This window comes from Cedecea davisae DSM 4568, from assembly GCF_000412335.2.
Classification (GTDB): domain Bacteria; phylum Pseudomonadota; class Gammaproteobacteria; order Enterobacterales; family Enterobacteriaceae; genus Cedecea; species Cedecea davisae.
Map to the genome: position 1 here is coordinate 4,161,460 of NZ_KE161030.1, position 15,018 is coordinate 4,176,477.

Sequence of the window (15,018 nt, forward strand, 5' to 3'; positions counted from 1 at the left end):
GACGCAATGCACCCCGGCAACAAATAAAAGAAAACCGACCCGGAATCATAGCCCCAGGTCAGTAACAGTTTTCAAATTGACCGACATTTTACCCTGGAGTTCCGTAAGGGTCATCGTTTACTTTGCACCGCGATGCACCGTAGTATGACGGTCACGTTTCCAGGCCGTTACCGCGAGATTATGCGATTTTTGAGATTTGTCATTGGGTTGACCGCTGCTGTAGCCATTAATGCTCAGGCTGCGAATGTAGAAGAGTATACCTCCCAGTTGCCTGACGGGGCGAACCTCGCGCTGATGGTGCAAAAAGTTGGGGCCAGCAGCCCATTTATTGATTACCACAGCCAGCAGATGGCTCTCCCGGCGAGTACCCAAAAGGTCATTACCGCCCTTGCAGCGCTGTTACAGCTGGGGCCGGACTTCCGTTTTACCACTACGCTGGAAAGCCGCGCGCAGGTTGATAACGGCGTGCTGGAAGGCGATCTTATTGCCCGATTTGGCGGCGATCCTACGCTTAAGCGTCAGGATATTCGTAATATGGTCGCCGAACTCAAGAAAGCTGGCGTACAGCAAATTAAAGGCAATGTGCTGGTCGACACCTCGGTCTTTGCCAGCCACGACAAAGCGCCAGGCTGGCCGTGGAACGACCTGACCCAGTGCTTCAGCGCCCCACCTGCCGCGGCTATCGTTGACCGTAACTGCTTCTCGATTTCGCTCTACAGCGCCCCGAAAGCCGACGATTTGGCCTTTATTCGTATCGCCTCTTACTATCCGGTTGTAATGTTCAGCCAGGTCAGAACGCTGGCAAAAGGTTCCCCTGATGCCCAATACTGCGAGCTGGATGTGGTTCCCGGCGATCTGAACCGCTATACCCTCACCGGCTGCCTGACTCAGCGAGCCGATCCGTTGCCGCTGGCCTTTGCCATTCAGGACGGGGCGAGCTATGCCGGAGCTATTATTAAAGATGAGTTGAAGCAGGCAGGAATTAGCTATAGCGGCACGCTTTTACGCCAGACCCAGCCCAACACGCCGGGAACGGTTATCGCCAGCAAACAGTCAGCCCCGCTGCACGACCTGCTAAAAATCATGCTTAAGAAATCCGATAACATGATTGCCGATACCGTGTTCCGTACCATCGGCCATAACCGGCTTGGCGTACCGGGCACCTGGCGAGCAGGCTCCGATGCCGTACGCCAGATCCTGCGTCAAAAGGCGGGCGTGGATTTGGGCAACAGCATTGTCGTGGATGGCTCAGGCCTCTCGCGCCACAACCTTATTTCTCCGGCAACCATGATGCAGGTCCTGCAATACATCGCCCAAAACGATAATCAGCTAAACTTTATCTCTATGCTGCCGCTCGCCGGATACGACGGATCGCTGCAATATCGTGCGGGCCTGCATCAGGCGGGCGTTGACGGAAAAGTTTCGGCGAAAACGGGTTCGCTGCAGGGCGTTTATAACCTGGCTGGCTTTATTACCACCGCCAGCGGGCAGCGTATGGCCTTCGTGCAATATCTGTCAGGCTACGCTGTTGAGCCAGCCGATCAGCGCAATCGCCGGATCCCATTGGTGCGTTTTGAAAGCCGCCTCTACAAGGACATCTACCAGAATAACTAACCATGAAACTGCTTATTGTTGAAGACGATTTACTGTTACAGGAAGGTCTGGCGCTGGCATTAGGCGGTGAAGGTTATGCTCTGGACTGCGCCGCTACGGCCGCGCAGGCGGATGCTCTGCTGCAAAGCGGCGAGTACAGCCTGATAATCCTCGATTTAGGCCTGCCGGATAAAGACGGGGCGACGCTATTAAGCCAGTGGCGTCGCCGTGGGGTTAAAAATCCGGTGCTGATCCTGACGGCTCGCGACGCGCTGGAAGACCGTGTTAACGGCCTGGACTCCGGTGCCGACGATTATCTTGTAAAACCCTTCGCTCTCGCCGAGCTTCAGGCACGCGCTCGCGCCCTGATCCGCCGTTATCAGGGCCATAGCGATAATCTGCTGCAACAAGATGACCTGACGCTCAACCTGCAAACTCAGCAGGTCCTGCTGGCCAGTACGCCGGTCGAAATCACGCCTAAAGAGTTTGCCCTGCTCACCAGATTAATGATGCGTATCGGCCAGACCGTCCACCGCGAAACGCTCCAGCAGGATATCTATAGCTGGCAGGACGATCCCGGCTCCAATACGCTCGAAGTACATATTCATAACCTGCGCCGCAAACTGGGCAAAGACCGGATAAAAACGGTGCGCGGCGTTGGCTACCGCCTGGAAAGCCGCTCATGAACAGCATGCGTCGGCGTTTGATGATCCTGCTGGCGCTGATCCTCTTATTCTTCCAGCTGGTTAGCGTGGTATGGCTGTGGCATGAAAGCCGCGAGCAGATTGGCTTTTTGGTTAACGAAACGCTGTCTGCCAGAGCCAGAAACCAGCATGTGGAAAAAGAGATCCGCGAGGCAATTGCTTCCCTGCTGGTCCCTTCGCTGGTGATGGTTGCCTTTACGCTGTTTTTCTCCTTCTGGGCCATCACCTGGATAACCCGCCCGCTCAGCCAGCTACGTTCAAGCCTGGCCAACCGCTCGGCGGACAATCTCTCCCCGCTGCCGATGTTTTCTGACATGGACGAGATGGTCGCAGTCACCAACTCGTTGAACCAGCTTCTTGGCCGCCTTGACCATACCATTCAGCAGGAACGCCTGTTCACCGCCGATGCCGCACACGAGCTGAGAACGCCGCTGGCGGGCCTCAGGCTGCATCTGGAATTAATGGCGAACAAGGGGGTGGAACAGGCGCCCATGCTGCTTGAGCGTATTGATTTGCTGATGCACACCATCGAGCAGCTTCTGATGCTGTCGCGAGCCGGGCAGGCGCTGGCAAGCGGGCACTACAACACGCTGGCCTGGACCCGCGATATCATCGCTCCGCTGAAGATGGAGATGGAAGAGCTGGCTGCCCCGCGCGGGCAAACATTCGTCTGGCCAGCGGACTCAAACCTGACGGTGGAGGGCGACGCAGTACTGCTACGTTTAATGCTGCGTAATCTGCTGGAAAACGCCTCACGCTATAGCCCGGAAGGCGGCACGATCGGCATTCTATTGGAACAAAGGGAGAGTGGAACGGCGCTGGCCGTTGCAGACTGTGGCCCCGGTATCGACGAAGAACATCGTCAGCGTATCACCGAACCTTTCCAGCGTATGGACAGACGCTATGGCGGAAGCGGTATGGGCCTTAACATCGTACTGCGTATTGTACAGCTGCACCATGGCCGCCTGGCGCTGGATAACCGACCTGAAGGCGGGCTGATAGCCAGTTGCTGGTTGCCCGCCAGCATCCAATAAAAAAGGGCCGGATATTCCGGCCCCTTAAGATTTTGATGCTTATTTCTGATAGATGATTTCCACGCCTTCGTCGTCTTCATCATCCCAGTCGTCATCCCAATCCTCTTCGGCTTCGGACTCCATTTCATCGAGCTGCTGACGATGGTAATCGTCCCACATAAACTCGACTTTCTCGGTCTGCTTAGCCACATCGCTGGCCGTGATCGGGTTCTCAACGATAAAGGTCATCACGTCCCAGCACAGATCCTTAACGCCCATCTGGCTGGCGGCGGAGATCAGATAATATTTATCTTCCCAGCCCAGCGCCTCGGCAATCGCCTTCGCCTTTTCTTCGGCCTGAGCTTTATCCATCAGGTCGATCTTGTTAAAGACCAGCCAGCGCGGCTTGGAGGCCAGGCTTTCGCTGTACTTCTCCAGTTCACCGACGATGATGCGGGCGTTCTCAACCGGATCGGAACCATCGATTGGCTCGATATCAATGAGATGCAGCAGTACGCGGCAGCGTTCAAGGTGCTTCAGGAAGCGAATACCCAGGCCTGCACCGTCGGCAGCGCCTTCAATCAGCCCCGGAATATCGGCAACGACGAAGCTCTTTTCGTTGTCCATGCGCACAACGCCCAGGCTCGGCACCAGGGTAGTAAACGGATAGTCCGCTACTTTTGGCTTCGCAGCAGAAACGGCACGAATGAAGGTAGATTTGCCTGCGTTAGGCATCCCCAGCATGCCGACGTCCGCCAGCAGCATCAGCTCCAGTTGCAGATCGCGCTTCTCACCCGGCGTACCCATGGTTTTCTGGCGTGGCGTACGGTTTACAGAAGATTTAAAACGGGTGTTGCCCAGGCCATGCCAGCCGCCCTTCGCGACCATCAGTCTCTGGCCGTGCTGGGTCATATCGCCCATGGTTTCGCCGGTACCTTGATCGATAACGCGAGTACCAACCGGAACCTTCACGGTGACGTCGTGGCCACGTTTACCGGTACAGTCACGGCTCTGGCCGTTCTGGCCGCGTTCAGCACGGAAGGCTTTTTCAAAGCGGTAATCGATAAGCGTGTTCAGGTTCTCGTCTGCTTCCAGCCATACGTCGCCGCCGTCACCGCCATCGCCACCATCCGGGCCGCCCCTCGGGATATATTTCTCACGACGGAAGCTAACGCAGCCGTTACCGCCATCACCCGCCACGACCAGGATCGTTGCTTCATCAACAAACTTCATCTTACTTCTCCGTAAATCATTCGCCCGAACGTTGCAATGGTTTGGCAGCTTCGGTTTTATGCCAGCGCCCCCAAAGACGGTGGCCTATAGCGGAATACATTGCTCCGGCCACTACGACTAACGCACCGATATAACCCACAAGGTTAAGCAACGGCATGGCGAAATAATCGGGCCAGGCTTGGGATAACAGGTCTGAGAACAGCAGCGTGAACAGCGGGGTTAACGTGATAATGGCGCTAACCTGAGCTGCCTGCCAGCGCGCCATCGCTTCGGCGAGCGCACCGTATCCCACAAGCGTATTCAGACCACAAAAAATTAAGCATGCCAGTTGCCAGCTACTGAGCTGGAAGATGACATTCACTTTCGCCAGCGGCAACAGCGCAAGCGTACATAAAGTGTACAGCAAAAAGAGGATCTGTTGCGAGGCCAGCCGGCGTAATAACACCTTCTGCGCGACGCCATAGCAGACCCAAACCGTCGCCGCCAAAACGCCGAAGATAACCCCAAGGGTGTAATCCGTCAGGCGGGTAAAAATTTCTATCAGGCTGGTATTGAAGAACATGACCAGCCCGCACAGCAGCATGCTGGCACCGATAATCTGGGTGCCACGCATTTTTTCCTTCAGCACGACCACGCTTGCCACCATCATCCCTACCGGGGAGAGCTGGCCGATAACCTGAGAAGCGGTCGGGCTTAAGTATTGCAGGGAGGAGCTGAAAAGCAGAAAGTTACCGAACAGGCCGCCGGTGGCAATCGCTAACAGACCAAGCCAGCGCGGCTTACGAAATAACTTCAGCGGCGGCAGCTTACCGCGAACGGCGAGGATCAACCCCAGGCCGATACCGGCCATCAGGAAGCGATAGAACACCACCGTTGGCGGCTCCATCACCGTGAGCACCTGCTTCATTGCTATCGGCAACGCGCCCCAGCACATCGCCGTAATCAGCGCCAAAAGAATGCCGATACCCGCCTGCTGCCCCATGCTCCGTGTCCCTGTATTCATTTACCAGGCGTACAATGTAAAAAGCCCCGCAACACGTTGCGGGGCTTTCATCCGTTACCGGACCGAAAAACTTACTCAGCAACGATGCTGATGTATTTACGATTGTTCGGGCCTTTAACTTCGAATTTCACTTTACCGTCTGCTTTAGCAAACAGGGTGTGGTCACGACCACAACCTACATTGTTACCCGCGTGGAATTTGGTGCCACGTTGACGAACAATGATGCTACCAGCCAGAACAGTTTCACCGCCGAAGCGTTTCACGCCCAGGCGTTTTGCTTCTGAATCGCGACCGTTACGAGTTGAGCCGCCAGCCTTTTTATGTGCCATTTAATCTACTCCTCAGGTCTTAGGCGCTGATGCCAGTAATTTTCACATCAGTGAACCACTGACGGTGGCCCGCTTGCTTACGGTAGTGCTTACGACGACGAAACTTAACGATTTTAACTTTCTCGCCACGACCGTGAGCAACAACTTCAGCCTTGATAACGCCGCCATCAACGAAAGGAACGCCGATTTTGACTTCTTCACCGTTAGCGATCATCAGAACTTCAGCGAACTCAACAGATTCGCCAGTTGCGATGTCCAGCTTTTCCAGGCGAACGGTCTGACCTTCGCTTACTCGGTGTTGTTTACCACCACTTTGGAAAACCGCGTACATATAAAACTCCGCTTTCCGCACATACCTTACGTTGGTTTCAGGTAGCGCTATAAATATTCACAATAGGGCGCGAATATTACGCAAATCGTGAGGCTTTGACAAGCCCGTTCGTCAATTAGCGTAGAAAAAAAACGCAACCGCACACACACCGTTTATCTGCCTCGTTTTTTCAGTACAATCTGTACTACAGTATCGAACCTCAACCCTCTCGTTATGCCATATGGATATGGAATAAACAGGACGAAAGCCAGACTTTTGCGATGAATTTAGAAAAAATTAATGAGTTAACCGCGCAAGATATGGCGGGTGTCAATGCGACAATCCTGGAACAACTGAATTCGGACGTCCAGCTTATCAACCAGCTGGGCTACTACATCGTCAGCGGTGGTGGTAAACGTATTCGTCCTATGATTGCCGTGCTCGCCGCACGCGCGCTTGCCTATGAAGGCCAGGCGCACGTCAGGATTGCAGCCCTTATAGAATTCATACATACCGCTACGCTGCTTCATGACGACGTAGTGGACGAATCGGACATGCGGCGCGGTAAGGCCACGGCAAATGCCGCCTTTGGCAACGCTGCCAGCGTGCTGGTCGGTGATTTTATTTATACCCGCGCCTTCCAGATGATGACCAGTCTCGGTTCGCTGAAGGTTCTGGAAGTGATGTCTGAGGCCGTTAACGTCATAGCTGAAGGCGAAGTGCTTCAGTTGATGAACTGTAACGATCCTGATATCACCGAAGAGAGCTACATGCGGGTCATCTACAGTAAAACCGCACGGCTGTTCGAAGCTGCCGCTCAGTGCTCAGGTATTCTTGCCGGTGCGACGGAAGCTCAGGAGAAAGCCCTACAGGATTACGGTCGTTATCTGGGCACGGCTTTCCAGTTAATTGACGACCTGCTGGATTACAGCGCGGACGGTGAGACGCTGGGTAAGAACGTAGGTGACGACCTGAATGAGGGTAAGCCTACTCTGCCGCTGCTGCACGCGATGCGTAACGGTACGCCGGAGCAGACCCTGATGATTCGCGGTGCAATTGAACAGGGGAACGGCCGTCATCTTCTGCAGCCGGTGCTGGAGGCAATGGCTTCCTGTGGCTCGCTGGAATGGACGCGTCAGCGGGCTGAAGAAGAAGCGGACAAGGCCATTAGCGCACTTTCCGTTCTTGCTGACAGCCCTTATCGCGAAGCGCTTATCTCTCTGGCTCACATGTCAGTTCAGCGCGATCGCTAGCCTTTCTGAGCGCGTCGGCAGGCGCGCCAAAAAACTCCAATAAATTATTTTTTCTTTCTAAAAAACGCCATCTATCGCTAAATATCTCATTAAAATCCCTCCCTTTTGTGTGATTAAACACATATTTAGTTATTTCCAATAGTTACTGGAACCATTTGGAAACTTTTATGATATAACCTTGCCTTGCCATCGTTCAGCTCAGAGCTGAACTTATAAGATCTACAGGGAGAGATTATGGAAAATAAATATGTGGACTGGCATCCGGCGGATATTATTGCCGGGCTACGAAAAAAGGGAACCTCGCTGGCCGCGCTGTCTCGTCAGGCAGGTTTAAGCTCATCAACGCTTGCCAATGCCCTGTCCCGTCCTTGGCCTAAAGGAGAGCTGATTATCGCTCAGGGACTTGGCGTTGAGCCGCAGGTAATCTGGCCTTCGCGTTATCACGATCCGTTTACCCATGAGTTTATCGATAGAGCCAGTAGAATTCGTCAGCCATAAAAAAACCGGGGCAAGCCCCGGTTTTCTACGCTTCAGGCAAAAGGAATTACTCGCTGCCCTTCACGCGCTCAATGTTGGCACCCAGAGCCTGAAGTTTGTCTTCAATGCGCTCGTAGCCGCGATCGATATGGTAAATACGGTCAACCAGCGTAGTCCCCTCGGCAATACAGCCGGCGAGCACCAGGCTTGCGGAAGCGCGTAAATCGGTGGCCATGACCTGCGCTCCGGAGAGCTTTTCAACGCCGTGACAGATAACGGTATTGCTTTCGATTTCCGCGTGCGCGCCCATACGAATCAGCTCAGGCACATGCATGAAGCGGTTTTCGAAGATGGTTTCGGTAATCACGCCGGTTCCTTCCGCTACCAGGTTAAGCAGGGTGAACTGCGCCTGCATATCCGTCGGGAAGCCCGGGTGTGGAGCCGTGCGAACGGTTACGCCTTTCGGGCGCTGGCCGTGCATATCGAGGCTTATCCAGTCTTCACCAGTTTCAATATCAGCCCCGGCTTCGCGCAGTTTTGCCAGCACCGCATCCAGCGTATCCGGCTGGGCATTACGGCAAATGATCTTACCGCCGGAAATAGCCGCAGCAACCAGGAAGGTCCCGGTTTCAATACGGTCAGGCAGTACGCGGTACACGCCGCCGCCGAGGCGAGCAACGCCTTCGATGGTAATACGGTCAGAACCTGCGCCGGTGATTTTAGCACCCAGCGTGTTGAGGAAGTTTGCTGTATCAACAATTTCCGGCTCACGTGCGGCATTTTCAATAACCGTGGTGCCTTCGGCAAGCGTCGCGGCGCTCATGATAGTAACGGTAGCGCCAACGCTCACCTTATCCATCACGATATGAGCCCCTTTAAGGCGGCCATTTACAGAAGCCTTAACGTAACCCTCTTCCAGCTTGATCTCGGCACCCAGCTGCTCCAGGCCGGTAATATGAAGGTCAACCGGACGTGCGCCGATAGCGCAGCCGCCCGGCAGAGAAACCTGACCCTGTCCAAAACGAGCAACCAGCGGCCCCAGCGCCCAGATAGAAGCACGCATGGTTTTCACCAGGTCATAGGGTGCGCAGAAGATATTGACGCCGCTGGCGTCGATATGCACCGAGCCATTACGTTCAACTTTGGTCCCCAGCTGGCTCAGCAGCTTCATGGTGGTATCAATGTCTTTCAGCTTTGGAACGTTCTGGATCTCAACCGGCTCTTCCGCCAACAGGGCTGCGAAGAGGATCGGCAGCGCGGCGTTTTTAGCCCCGGAAATTGTGACTTCACCGCTCAGGCGGGTCGGCCCCTGCACACGAAATTTATCCATTAAAACTGCTCTCTTTAAAATTCAAACCGTTACCATCAGCCCGGGCCGATGGCTCAAAAACCATTTAGCTTGCGATCGCGCGCCCACTCTTCCGGAGTGTAGGTCTTAATTGAAACAGCATGCATACGGTTATCGGCGATAAACTCCATCAGCGGCGCATAAACCGTTTGCTGTTTTTTGACGCGACTTAACTCGGCGAACAACTCACCCACCGCTATCACCTGAAAGTGGCTGCCATCGCCTGAGACGTGGACTTCCTGGAGAGGCAGTGCGTTCATCAGCACTGTCTGAATTTCATGATTTTCCATGGGCTTTTTATCTATTCGTCGGTTAATGAAATAAGCCACACATCTTAGAGGAAAGTGGCGCTCGCTGAAATAAGCAAAAAGCCCCGGAACTTAACAGTTCGAGGGCTTTAATAGTAACGTGCTGAAAACATTAGCCGGCCAGGTGCGGCAACAGTTTATCCGGCAGGTTATAGAGCTGGGCAAGAGTCCGTAAATTCTCGCTGGCTCCCTGCAATCGAACCTCCGCGCCTTTCCGCCCGGCGATATTAATCAGATGGATCAGCAGCGCAAGCCCTGCGGTATCAACGCGCGTTAAGCCGCTAAGCTCAAAGCTCGTTACGCCAGCTACCGCCTTCTCACGCACCTGCCAGAGCGACTGAACGGTTTCGCCATCCAGCTCGCCCGTCAGGTGCAGGGTCGCCCCTTCCTGTTTCCAGCTGAGTTCTTCTGCCATTACTTTTTACTGTCCAGCGTGATGGGCTGTTTAGAAATAGTCTGCAATTGAGCGGTAAGGCCGTCGATCCCTTTAGTACGCAGCAGATCGCTCCACTCGTTCTGTTTCGTGGTGATCATGCTGATCCCTTCGGCGATCATGTCGTAGGCCTGCCAGTTACCGGTCTGGGTGTTTTTACGCCACTGGAAGTCAAGACGTACCGGAGGGCGGCCGTTTGGATCGATAATCGTCACGCGGATAGGGATAATATCGGCATTGCCCAGCGGCTGCTCCGGAGCAATCTGATAAGTCTGCCCGTGGTACATCGCCAGCGCCTGGCCATAAGCCTGCTTCAGATACTCTTCAAAAGCTTTGAAATAAGCGTCACGCTGCGCGGGCGTTGCCTCTTTGTAGTAGCGCCCCAGCACCAGCGCACCGGCGTATTTCACCTGCACATAGGGCAGCAGCTCCTGGCCGACGATATCACGCAGATAGTCCGGGTTCTGGCGGATTTTAGGCTGCTCGGTTTTCAGGCGATCGAAGGTTTTCTGGGCCGCTTCGTTCATTAATTTGTAGGGATTACTCTGGTCTGCCGCCATAGCGAATGGCGCAATCACCAACATGGCAATCATCATAAGACGTTTAAACATTACTCGTTTCCTCTTAGATTAATTCGTGGTGCCAGACTGCGGCGTAGCATCAGTATGACCCGCCGCATGCGGGTCGGCATCGCCAGAATTCTTATTATCGCCGTTGCCGCTCTTATACAGGAACTGGCCAATCAGGTCTTCAAGCACCAGCGCGGACTTGGTATCCTGGATAGTACCGCCGTCTTTGAGCATAGATGATCCCAGTTCCGGGTCGTCAAAGCCAAGGTTCAGGGCGATGTACTGCTCACCCAGCAGGCCAGAAGTGCGAATAGCCAGCGAACTGGTATCGGGGATCTGGTTGTAGCGCTGCTCAATATCCAGCGTTACGCGCGGCAGATAAGTTTTCGGGTCGAGGGCGATATCATCAACCCGGCCAATGACTACGCCGCCGAGGCGAACCGGAGAGCTGACTTTCAGGCCACCGATATTGTCAAAGGTCGCATAGACGCGATAAGTCGGTTCGCTGCGCAGGGAAGTGACGTTAGCCACTTTCAGGCAGAGGAAAATAATCGCTACCAGCGCCACCAGCAGAAAAGCACCTACCCAAACTTCAAATTTCTTTGTTTGCATGAACTCAATTCCCAAACATCAGTGCTGTCAGCACAAAATCGAGGCCGAGGACGGCCAGAGAAGCGTGCACAACGGTGCGTGTGGTTGCCCGGCTGATCCCTGCGGACGTCGGAATCGCGTCGTACCCGTTGAATAACGCAATCCACGTTACGGTAATGGCGAAAACTACGCTCTTAATCACGCAGTTCACTAAATCAAGCCGCCAGGAAACCGCATTCTGCATTGCCGACCAGAAGAAACCAGCGTCAATACCTTTCCAGTTAACGCCAACCAGCGCGCCGCCCCAAACGCCAACGGCAACAAAGATAAGCGTTAACAGCGGCAGAGAAATGACACCGGCCCAAAAGCGCGGTGAAACCACGCGGCGCAGCGGATCGACCGCCATCATTTCCATACTGGAAAGCTGCTCGGTCGCCCGCATCAGGCCAATTTCGGCGGTTAATGCAGACCCGGCACGCCCGGCAAACAACAGCGCGGCAACCACTGGCCCCAGCTCGCGCAGCAAAGAGAGCGCAACCAGCATACCCAGGCTTGACTCCGCGCTATAAGTCGTCAGCACCAGATAGCCCTGCAGCCCCAGCACCATGCCGATGAACAGGCCGGAAACCATGATTATCAGCATCGACAACACGCCAACGTTGTAAAGCTGACGCATCAGCAGCGGCGCATGCTTGCGAAACTCCGGTTTCCCTACCAGCGCGTTGAATAACATCAATCCGGCACGCCCAAACGAAGCGCAGGTTTTTACCCCACGTCGCCCGAAAGATGCCAGTGCATTTAGCAGCATGAGCGCTTAGCTCCTCGTTCCAGATAACAAATCTTGTTGATAATCCCCGGCCGGATAACGGAACGGCACCGGTCCGTCAGCGATGCCGTCGAGGAATTGTCGAACGCGTGGGTCGTGATTTTCACGCAGCTCAGCCGCGCTACCGTGCGCCACAATGTGCTGGTCGGCAGCAATATAAGCGTAATCCGCGATACTTAATACTTCGGGAACGTCGTGGGATACCACAATGCAGGTTACCCCAAGCGAGCTATTCAGCTCAGAGATAAGCTTCACCAGTACGCCCATCGTTATTGGGTCCTGGCCAACAAAAGGCTCATCAAACATGATCAAGTCTGGCTCAAGGGCAATAGCACGAGCCAGCGCGGCACGCCGTGCCATCCCGCCGGACAACTCAGACGGCATCAGTTTAGCCGCACCACGCAGCCCGACCGCTTCCAGCTTCATCATCACCGTGCTGTGCAGCAGAGGCTCAGGCAGATTACGATGCTCGCGCAGCGGATAGGCAACGTTTTCAAACACGTCGAGATCGGTAAACAACGCGCCGGACTGGAACAACATGCTCATGCGCTTGCGGACGGTAAAAAGCCTCGAGCGTGACATTGCCGGAACGTTTTCGCCATCAAACAGGATCTCACCGCTATCGGGGGTTATCTGCCCGCCAATAAGTTTTAATAGCGTCGTCTTGCCGATCCCCGATGGCCCCATGATCGCGGTTATTTTGCCGCGAGGTACGGTCAGGGAAATATTATCGAAAATCTGGCGATCGCCACGGGAAAAACTCATCCCACGGATCTCAACCAGGTTCGCTTCAGTCTGACTCATCGCCCTTCCTTTTTTGTCTTAAGCGGCAAGCATGGCCTCAAAGAGAGGCTGAAACCCATCATTTTTACAGAATATTACCTGTCCGGGTTAGCGAAAGCTGGCATTTGTTTTACTTTTCTGCCGCATAAAGTCAGAATTAAGACTTATGGCTAAGTCCAGACGGCGCTTCGGCTCCGCCGGAACATTCAGGGCCCAGGACCGGCGATTATATCTTAATAAAGGATTTTTCATGCTGTTAGCTACGGCGCTATTAATTATCGGTTTACTTCTGGTGGTTTATGGTGCCGATCGTTTAGTTTTTGCCGCCGCGATCCTTTGTCGAAGTATCGGCGTCCCGCCGCTTATCATCGGCATGACCGTGGTCAGCATTGGCACCTCGCTTCCTGAAATCATTATTGCCAGCTCATCGGCGCTGCACGGGCAGTTGGACTTAGCCGTCGGAACGGCAATCGGCTCTAATATAACCAATATCATGCTGATTCTCGGCTTGGCCGCGCTGCTTCACCCATTTACCGTCAATTCCGATATTGTACGCCGCGAATTACCGCTAATGTTGATCGTTAGCGCCGCCGCTGGCCTGTTTCTGTATGACGGGGAGCTGAGCCAGTTCAAAGGCATAATACTGCTGGCAATGGCGGTGCTATATCTGCTGTTTATTATTAGAATAGGCCGCCTTGCCGAGCGTCAGGGCGAAGATAGCCTCACGCGCGAACAGCTAGCCGAGCTGCCGCAGGAAGGCAGCCTTTCGGTAGCGTTTTTATGGCTCGGCGTTGCGTTGGTTATTATGCCGATGGCCACCAGAATGGTTATCGATAATGCTTCTGTTCTCGCCCACTATTTCGGCGTGAGCGAGCTGGTTATCGGCCTGACGATCATTGCTATCGGCACCAGCCTGCCGGAACTGGCGACGGCGATTGCGGGCGCACGCAAAGGTGAAGATGACATCGCCATTGGCAATATCATTGGCTCAAATATTTTTAATATTGTTTTTGTTCTGGGGATCCCCGCACTGGTGGCTCCGGGCAGTATCGACCCGCTGGCCTTTGCGCGTGATTATTGGCTGATGTTAGCGGTAAGTGCTGTTTTTGCCGTGCTTTGCTGGCGTAAACCTCGCCAAATCGGCAAGCTCGCGGGCGCTCTGTTAACATGTGGGTTTATCGTATGGATTGTGGTGCTTTGGTTTGTTGCACCACCTGTCGTCGGATAAAACGGAAACGGGAATTATGTCTCATATAGATTTAGCGCCGGGTTTTGACTTTCAACAAGCGGGCAAAGACGTGCTCAATATTGAACGTGAAGGCCTGGCTCAGCTCGACCAGTATATTAACGACGACTTCTCGCAGGCCTGTGAGAAAATGTTTTACTGCGCGGGCAAGATAGTTGTGATGGGCATGGGCAAGTCGGGCCATATCGGTAAGAAGATGGCGGCGACGTTCGCCAGCACCGGCACCCCGGCATTTTTCGTCCATCCCGGTGAAGCCAGCCACGGCGATCTCGGCATGGTTACCGCGCAGGACATCGTGATAGCCATTTCCAACTCCGGCGAATCTAACGAAATTTTGGCGCTAATCCCGGTGTTAAAACGCCTCCAGGTGCCGTTAATTTGCATGACTGGCCGCCCGGAAAGCTCAATGGGCCGTGCGGCAGATATTCATCTGTGCATCGCGGTGCCACAGGAAGCCTGTCCTCTGGGCCTGGCACCGACCACCAGCACCACGGCAACGCTGGTGATGGGTGATGCGCTTGCTGTCGCGCTGCTGAAAGCCCGCGGCTTTACGCCCGAAGATTTTGCGCTTTCCCATCCGGGCGGCGCGCTGGGCCGTAAACTGCTGCTGCGAGTTAACGACATTATGCACTCCGGGGATGAAATTCCGCACGTCAGCAAAGAGGCCTCTCTGCGCGACGCGCTGCTGGAAATTACCCGTAAAAACATGGGGATGACGGTCATCTGCAATGACCTGATGAAAATTGAAGGCATCTTTACCGACGGCGACTTACGTCGCGTGTTCGATATGGGTGCTGATTTAAATACCCTACGCATTGCTGACGTGATGACCGCAGGCGGCATTCGCGTGCGTCCGGGAACATTGGCGGTTGACGCCCTGAACCTGATGCAGTCGCGCCATATCACCTCGGTTCTGGTCGCAGATGGCGACCAATTGCTGGGTGTGGTACATATGCATGACATGCTGCGCGCAGGCGTAGTTTAAACAAAGGATTAGCC

The 15,018-nt window shown here is 54.3% G+C and carries 18 protein-coding genes; 7 read left to right on the forward strand and 11 right to left on the reverse strand.

The genetic code is table 11. From position 1 onward, the window contains the following. Window positions 1-180 precede the first annotated feature (180 nt). The 3 genes from dacB to pmrB are packed head-to-tail and all read left to right on the forward strand — an operon-like array spanning window position 181 to window position 3,331. Window positions 181-1,614 carry a serine-type D-Ala-D-Ala carboxypeptidase gene (gene dacB / locus HMPREF0201_RS18930; RefSeq protein ID WP_039899445.1) on the forward strand — a complete coding sequence of 478 codons (1,434 nt, stop codon included), beginning with the start codon at window positions 181-183 and terminating at the stop codon, window positions 1,612-1,614. A 2-nt stretch (window positions 1,615-1,616) separates the two neighbouring features. After that, window positions 1,617-2,279 carry a two-component system response regulator PmrA gene (pmrA, locus tag HMPREF0201_RS18935; protein ID WP_016538373.1) on the forward strand — a complete coding sequence of 221 codons (663 nt, stop codon included), beginning with the start codon at window positions 1,617-1,619 and terminating at the stop codon, window positions 2,277-2,279. Further along, window positions 2,276-3,331 carry a two-component system sensor histidine kinase PmrB gene (pmrB, locus tag HMPREF0201_RS18940; protein WP_016538374.1) on the forward strand — a complete coding sequence of 352 codons (1,056 nt, stop codon included), beginning with the start codon at window positions 2,276-2,278 and terminating at the stop codon, window positions 3,329-3,331. Before pmrA ends, pmrB begins: the two co-directional genes overlap by 4 nt. Window positions 3,332-3,370: 39 nt before the next feature. On the opposite strand, the gene cgtA is transcribed toward pmrB, so the two are convergent. From cgtA to rplU, 4 genes are all read right to left on the reverse strand, one after another. Further along, window positions 3,371-4,543: an Obg family GTPase CgtA gene (gene cgtA, locus HMPREF0201_RS18945; protein ID WP_016538375.1), complete on the reverse strand. Its 1,173-nt coding sequence runs from the start codon at window positions 4,541-4,543 to the stop codon at window positions 3,371-3,373. A 16-nt stretch (window positions 4,544-4,559) separates the two neighbouring features. Continuing rightward, entirely contained in the window at window positions 4,560-5,525 is a 966-nt protein-coding gene (locus tag HMPREF0201_RS18950; protein WP_016538376.1) for a DMT family transporter, read from the reverse strand. A 92-nt stretch (window positions 5,526-5,617) separates the two neighbouring features. Further along, window positions 5,618-5,875: a 50S ribosomal protein L27 gene (rpmA, locus tag HMPREF0201_RS18955; RefSeq protein ID WP_007673187.1), complete on the reverse strand. Its 258-nt coding sequence runs from the start codon at window positions 5,873-5,875 to the stop codon at window positions 5,618-5,620. A 19-nt stretch (window positions 5,876-5,894) separates the two neighbouring features. Further along, complete coding sequence (gene rplU, locus HMPREF0201_RS18960) at window positions 5,895-6,206, reverse strand: 50S ribosomal protein L21 (protein WP_016538377.1); 312 nt, start codon at window positions 6,204-6,206, stop codon at window positions 5,895-5,897. 260 nt (window positions 6,207-6,466) lie between these two features. Here rplU and ispB point away from each other — a divergent pair, with 260 nt between their 5' ends. Both ispB and sfsB read left to right on the forward strand, forming a co-directional pair. After that, complete coding sequence (ispB, locus tag HMPREF0201_RS18965) at window positions 6,467-7,438, forward strand: octaprenyl diphosphate synthase (protein ID WP_016538378.1); 972 nt, start codon at window positions 6,467-6,469, stop codon at window positions 7,436-7,438. Between the two features lie 234 nt (window positions 7,439-7,672). After that, window positions 7,673-7,936, forward strand: coding sequence for a DNA-binding transcriptional regulator SfsB (gene sfsB, locus HMPREF0201_RS18970; RefSeq protein WP_016538379.1), 264 nt, complete (start codon window positions 7,673-7,675; stop codon window positions 7,934-7,936). Between the two features lie 46 nt (window positions 7,937-7,982). On the opposite strand, the gene murA is transcribed toward sfsB, so the two are convergent. From murA to mlaF, 7 genes are all read right to left on the reverse strand, one after another. Beyond that, complete coding sequence (murA, locus tag HMPREF0201_RS18975; RefSeq protein ID WP_016538380.1) at window positions 7,983-9,245, reverse strand: UDP-N-acetylglucosamine 1-carboxyvinyltransferase; 1,263 nt, start codon at window positions 9,243-9,245, stop codon at window positions 7,983-7,985. 53 nt (window positions 9,246-9,298) lie between these two features. Then, window positions 9,299-9,553: a BolA family iron metabolism protein IbaG gene (gene ibaG / locus HMPREF0201_RS18980; protein ID WP_008454819.1), complete on the reverse strand. Its 255-nt coding sequence runs from the start codon at window positions 9,551-9,553 to the stop codon at window positions 9,299-9,301. A gap of 130 nt (window positions 9,554-9,683) precedes the next feature. Beyond that, window positions 9,684-9,986, reverse strand: a complete 303-nt coding sequence (gene mlaB, locus HMPREF0201_RS18985; protein ID WP_016538381.1) for a lipid asymmetry maintenance protein MlaB — start codon at window positions 9,984-9,986, stop codon at window positions 9,684-9,686. After that, window positions 9,986-10,615, reverse strand: a complete 630-nt coding sequence (gene mlaC / locus HMPREF0201_RS18990; protein WP_016538382.1) for a phospholipid-binding protein MlaC — start codon at window positions 10,613-10,615, stop codon at window positions 9,986-9,988. Before mlaC ends, mlaB begins: the two co-directional genes overlap by 1 nt. 18 nt (window positions 10,616-10,633) lie before the next feature. Next, complete coding sequence (gene mlaD, locus HMPREF0201_RS18995) at window positions 10,634-11,185, reverse strand: outer membrane lipid asymmetry maintenance protein MlaD (RefSeq protein ID WP_016538383.1); 552 nt, start codon at window positions 11,183-11,185, stop codon at window positions 10,634-10,636. A 4-nt stretch (window positions 11,186-11,189) separates the two neighbouring features. Continuing rightward, entirely contained in the window at window positions 11,190-11,972 is a 783-nt protein-coding gene (mlaE, locus tag HMPREF0201_RS19000) for a lipid asymmetry maintenance ABC transporter permease subunit MlaE (protein ID WP_039898863.1), read from the reverse strand. Window positions 11,973-11,978: 6 nt separating this feature from the next. Beyond that, window positions 11,979-12,794, reverse strand: a complete 816-nt coding sequence (gene mlaF / locus HMPREF0201_RS19005) for a phospholipid ABC transporter ATP-binding protein MlaF (RefSeq protein WP_016538385.1) — start codon at window positions 12,792-12,794, stop codon at window positions 11,979-11,981. A gap of 229 nt (window positions 12,795-13,023) precedes the next feature. On the opposite strand from mlaF, the gene HMPREF0201_RS19010 reads away from it, so the two are divergent. Both HMPREF0201_RS19010 and kdsD read left to right on the forward strand, forming a co-directional pair. Continuing rightward, window positions 13,024-14,001, forward strand: a complete 978-nt coding sequence (locus HMPREF0201_RS19010; RefSeq protein ID WP_039898865.1) for a calcium/sodium antiporter — start codon at window positions 13,024-13,026, stop codon at window positions 13,999-14,001. 16 nt (window positions 14,002-14,017) lie between these two features. Further along, entirely contained in the window at window positions 14,018-15,004 is a 987-nt protein-coding gene (kdsD, locus tag HMPREF0201_RS19015; protein ID WP_016538387.1) for an arabinose-5-phosphate isomerase KdsD, read from the forward strand. The last annotated feature ends 14 nt before the right edge of the window (window positions 15,005-15,018 follow it).

What these genes read in the sequence shown, in the direction of transcription:
- ispB (WP_016538378.1), top strand. Translation starts at nt 6,467, where the DNA reads ATGAATTTAGAAAAAATTAATGAGTTAACCGCGCAAGATATGGCGGGT.
- rpmA (WP_007673187.1), bottom strand. Translation starts at nt 5,875, where the DNA reads ATGGCACATAAAAAGGCTGGCGGCTCAACTCGTAACGGTCGCGATTCA.
- cgtA (WP_016538375.1), bottom strand. Translation starts at nt 4,543, where the DNA reads ATGAAGTTTGTTGATGAAGCAACGATCCTGGTCGTGGCGGGTGATGGC.
- pmrB (WP_016538374.1), top strand. Translation starts at nt 2,276, where the DNA reads ATGAACAGCATGCGTCGGCGTTTGATGATCCTGCTGGCGCTGATCCTC.
- mlaF (WP_016538385.1), bottom strand. Translation starts at nt 12,794, where the DNA reads ATGAGTCAGACTGAAGCGAACCTGGTTGAGATCCGTGGGATGAGTTTT.
- pmrA (WP_016538373.1), top strand. Translation starts at nt 1,617, where the DNA reads ATGAAACTGCTTATTGTTGAAGACGATTTACTGTTACAGGAAGGTCTG.
- ibaG (WP_008454819.1), bottom strand. Translation starts at nt 9,553, where the DNA reads ATGGAAAATCATGAAATTCAGACAGTGCTGATGAACGCACTGCCTCTC.
- mlaD (WP_016538383.1), bottom strand. Translation starts at nt 11,185, where the DNA reads ATGCAAACAAAGAAATTTGAAGTTTGGGTAGGTGCTTTTCTGCTGGTG.
- dacB (WP_039899445.1), top strand. Translation starts at nt 181, where the DNA reads ATGCGATTTTTGAGATTTGTCATTGGGTTGACCGCTGCTGTAGCCATT.
- mlaB (WP_016538381.1), bottom strand. Translation starts at nt 9,986, where the DNA reads ATGGCAGAAGAACTCAGCTGGAAACAGGAAGGGGCGACCCTGCACCTG.
- kdsD (WP_016538387.1), top strand. Translation starts at nt 14,018, where the DNA reads ATGTCTCATATAGATTTAGCGCCGGGTTTTGACTTTCAACAAGCGGGC.
- HMPREF0201_RS19010 (WP_039898865.1), top strand. Translation starts at nt 13,024, where the DNA reads ATGCTGTTAGCTACGGCGCTATTAATTATCGGTTTACTTCTGGTGGTT.
- HMPREF0201_RS18950 (WP_016538376.1), bottom strand. Translation starts at nt 5,525, where the DNA reads ATGGGGCAGCAGGCGGGTATCGGCATTCTTTTGGCGCTGATTACGGCG.
- murA (WP_016538380.1), bottom strand. Translation starts at nt 9,245, where the DNA reads ATGGATAAATTTCGTGTGCAGGGGCCGACCCGCCTGAGCGGTGAAGTC.
- mlaC (WP_016538382.1), bottom strand. Translation starts at nt 10,615, where the DNA reads ATGTTTAAACGTCTTATGATGATTGCCATGTTGGTGATTGCGCCATTC.
- sfsB (WP_016538379.1), top strand. Translation starts at nt 7,673, where the DNA reads ATGGAAAATAAATATGTGGACTGGCATCCGGCGGATATTATTGCCGGG.
- mlaE (WP_039898863.1), bottom strand. Translation starts at nt 11,972, where the DNA reads ATGCTGCTAAATGCACTGGCATCTTTCGGGCGACGTGGGGTAAAAACC.
- rplU (WP_016538377.1), bottom strand. Translation starts at nt 6,206, where the DNA reads ATGTACGCGGTTTTCCAAAGTGGTGGTAAACAACACCGAGTAAGCGAA.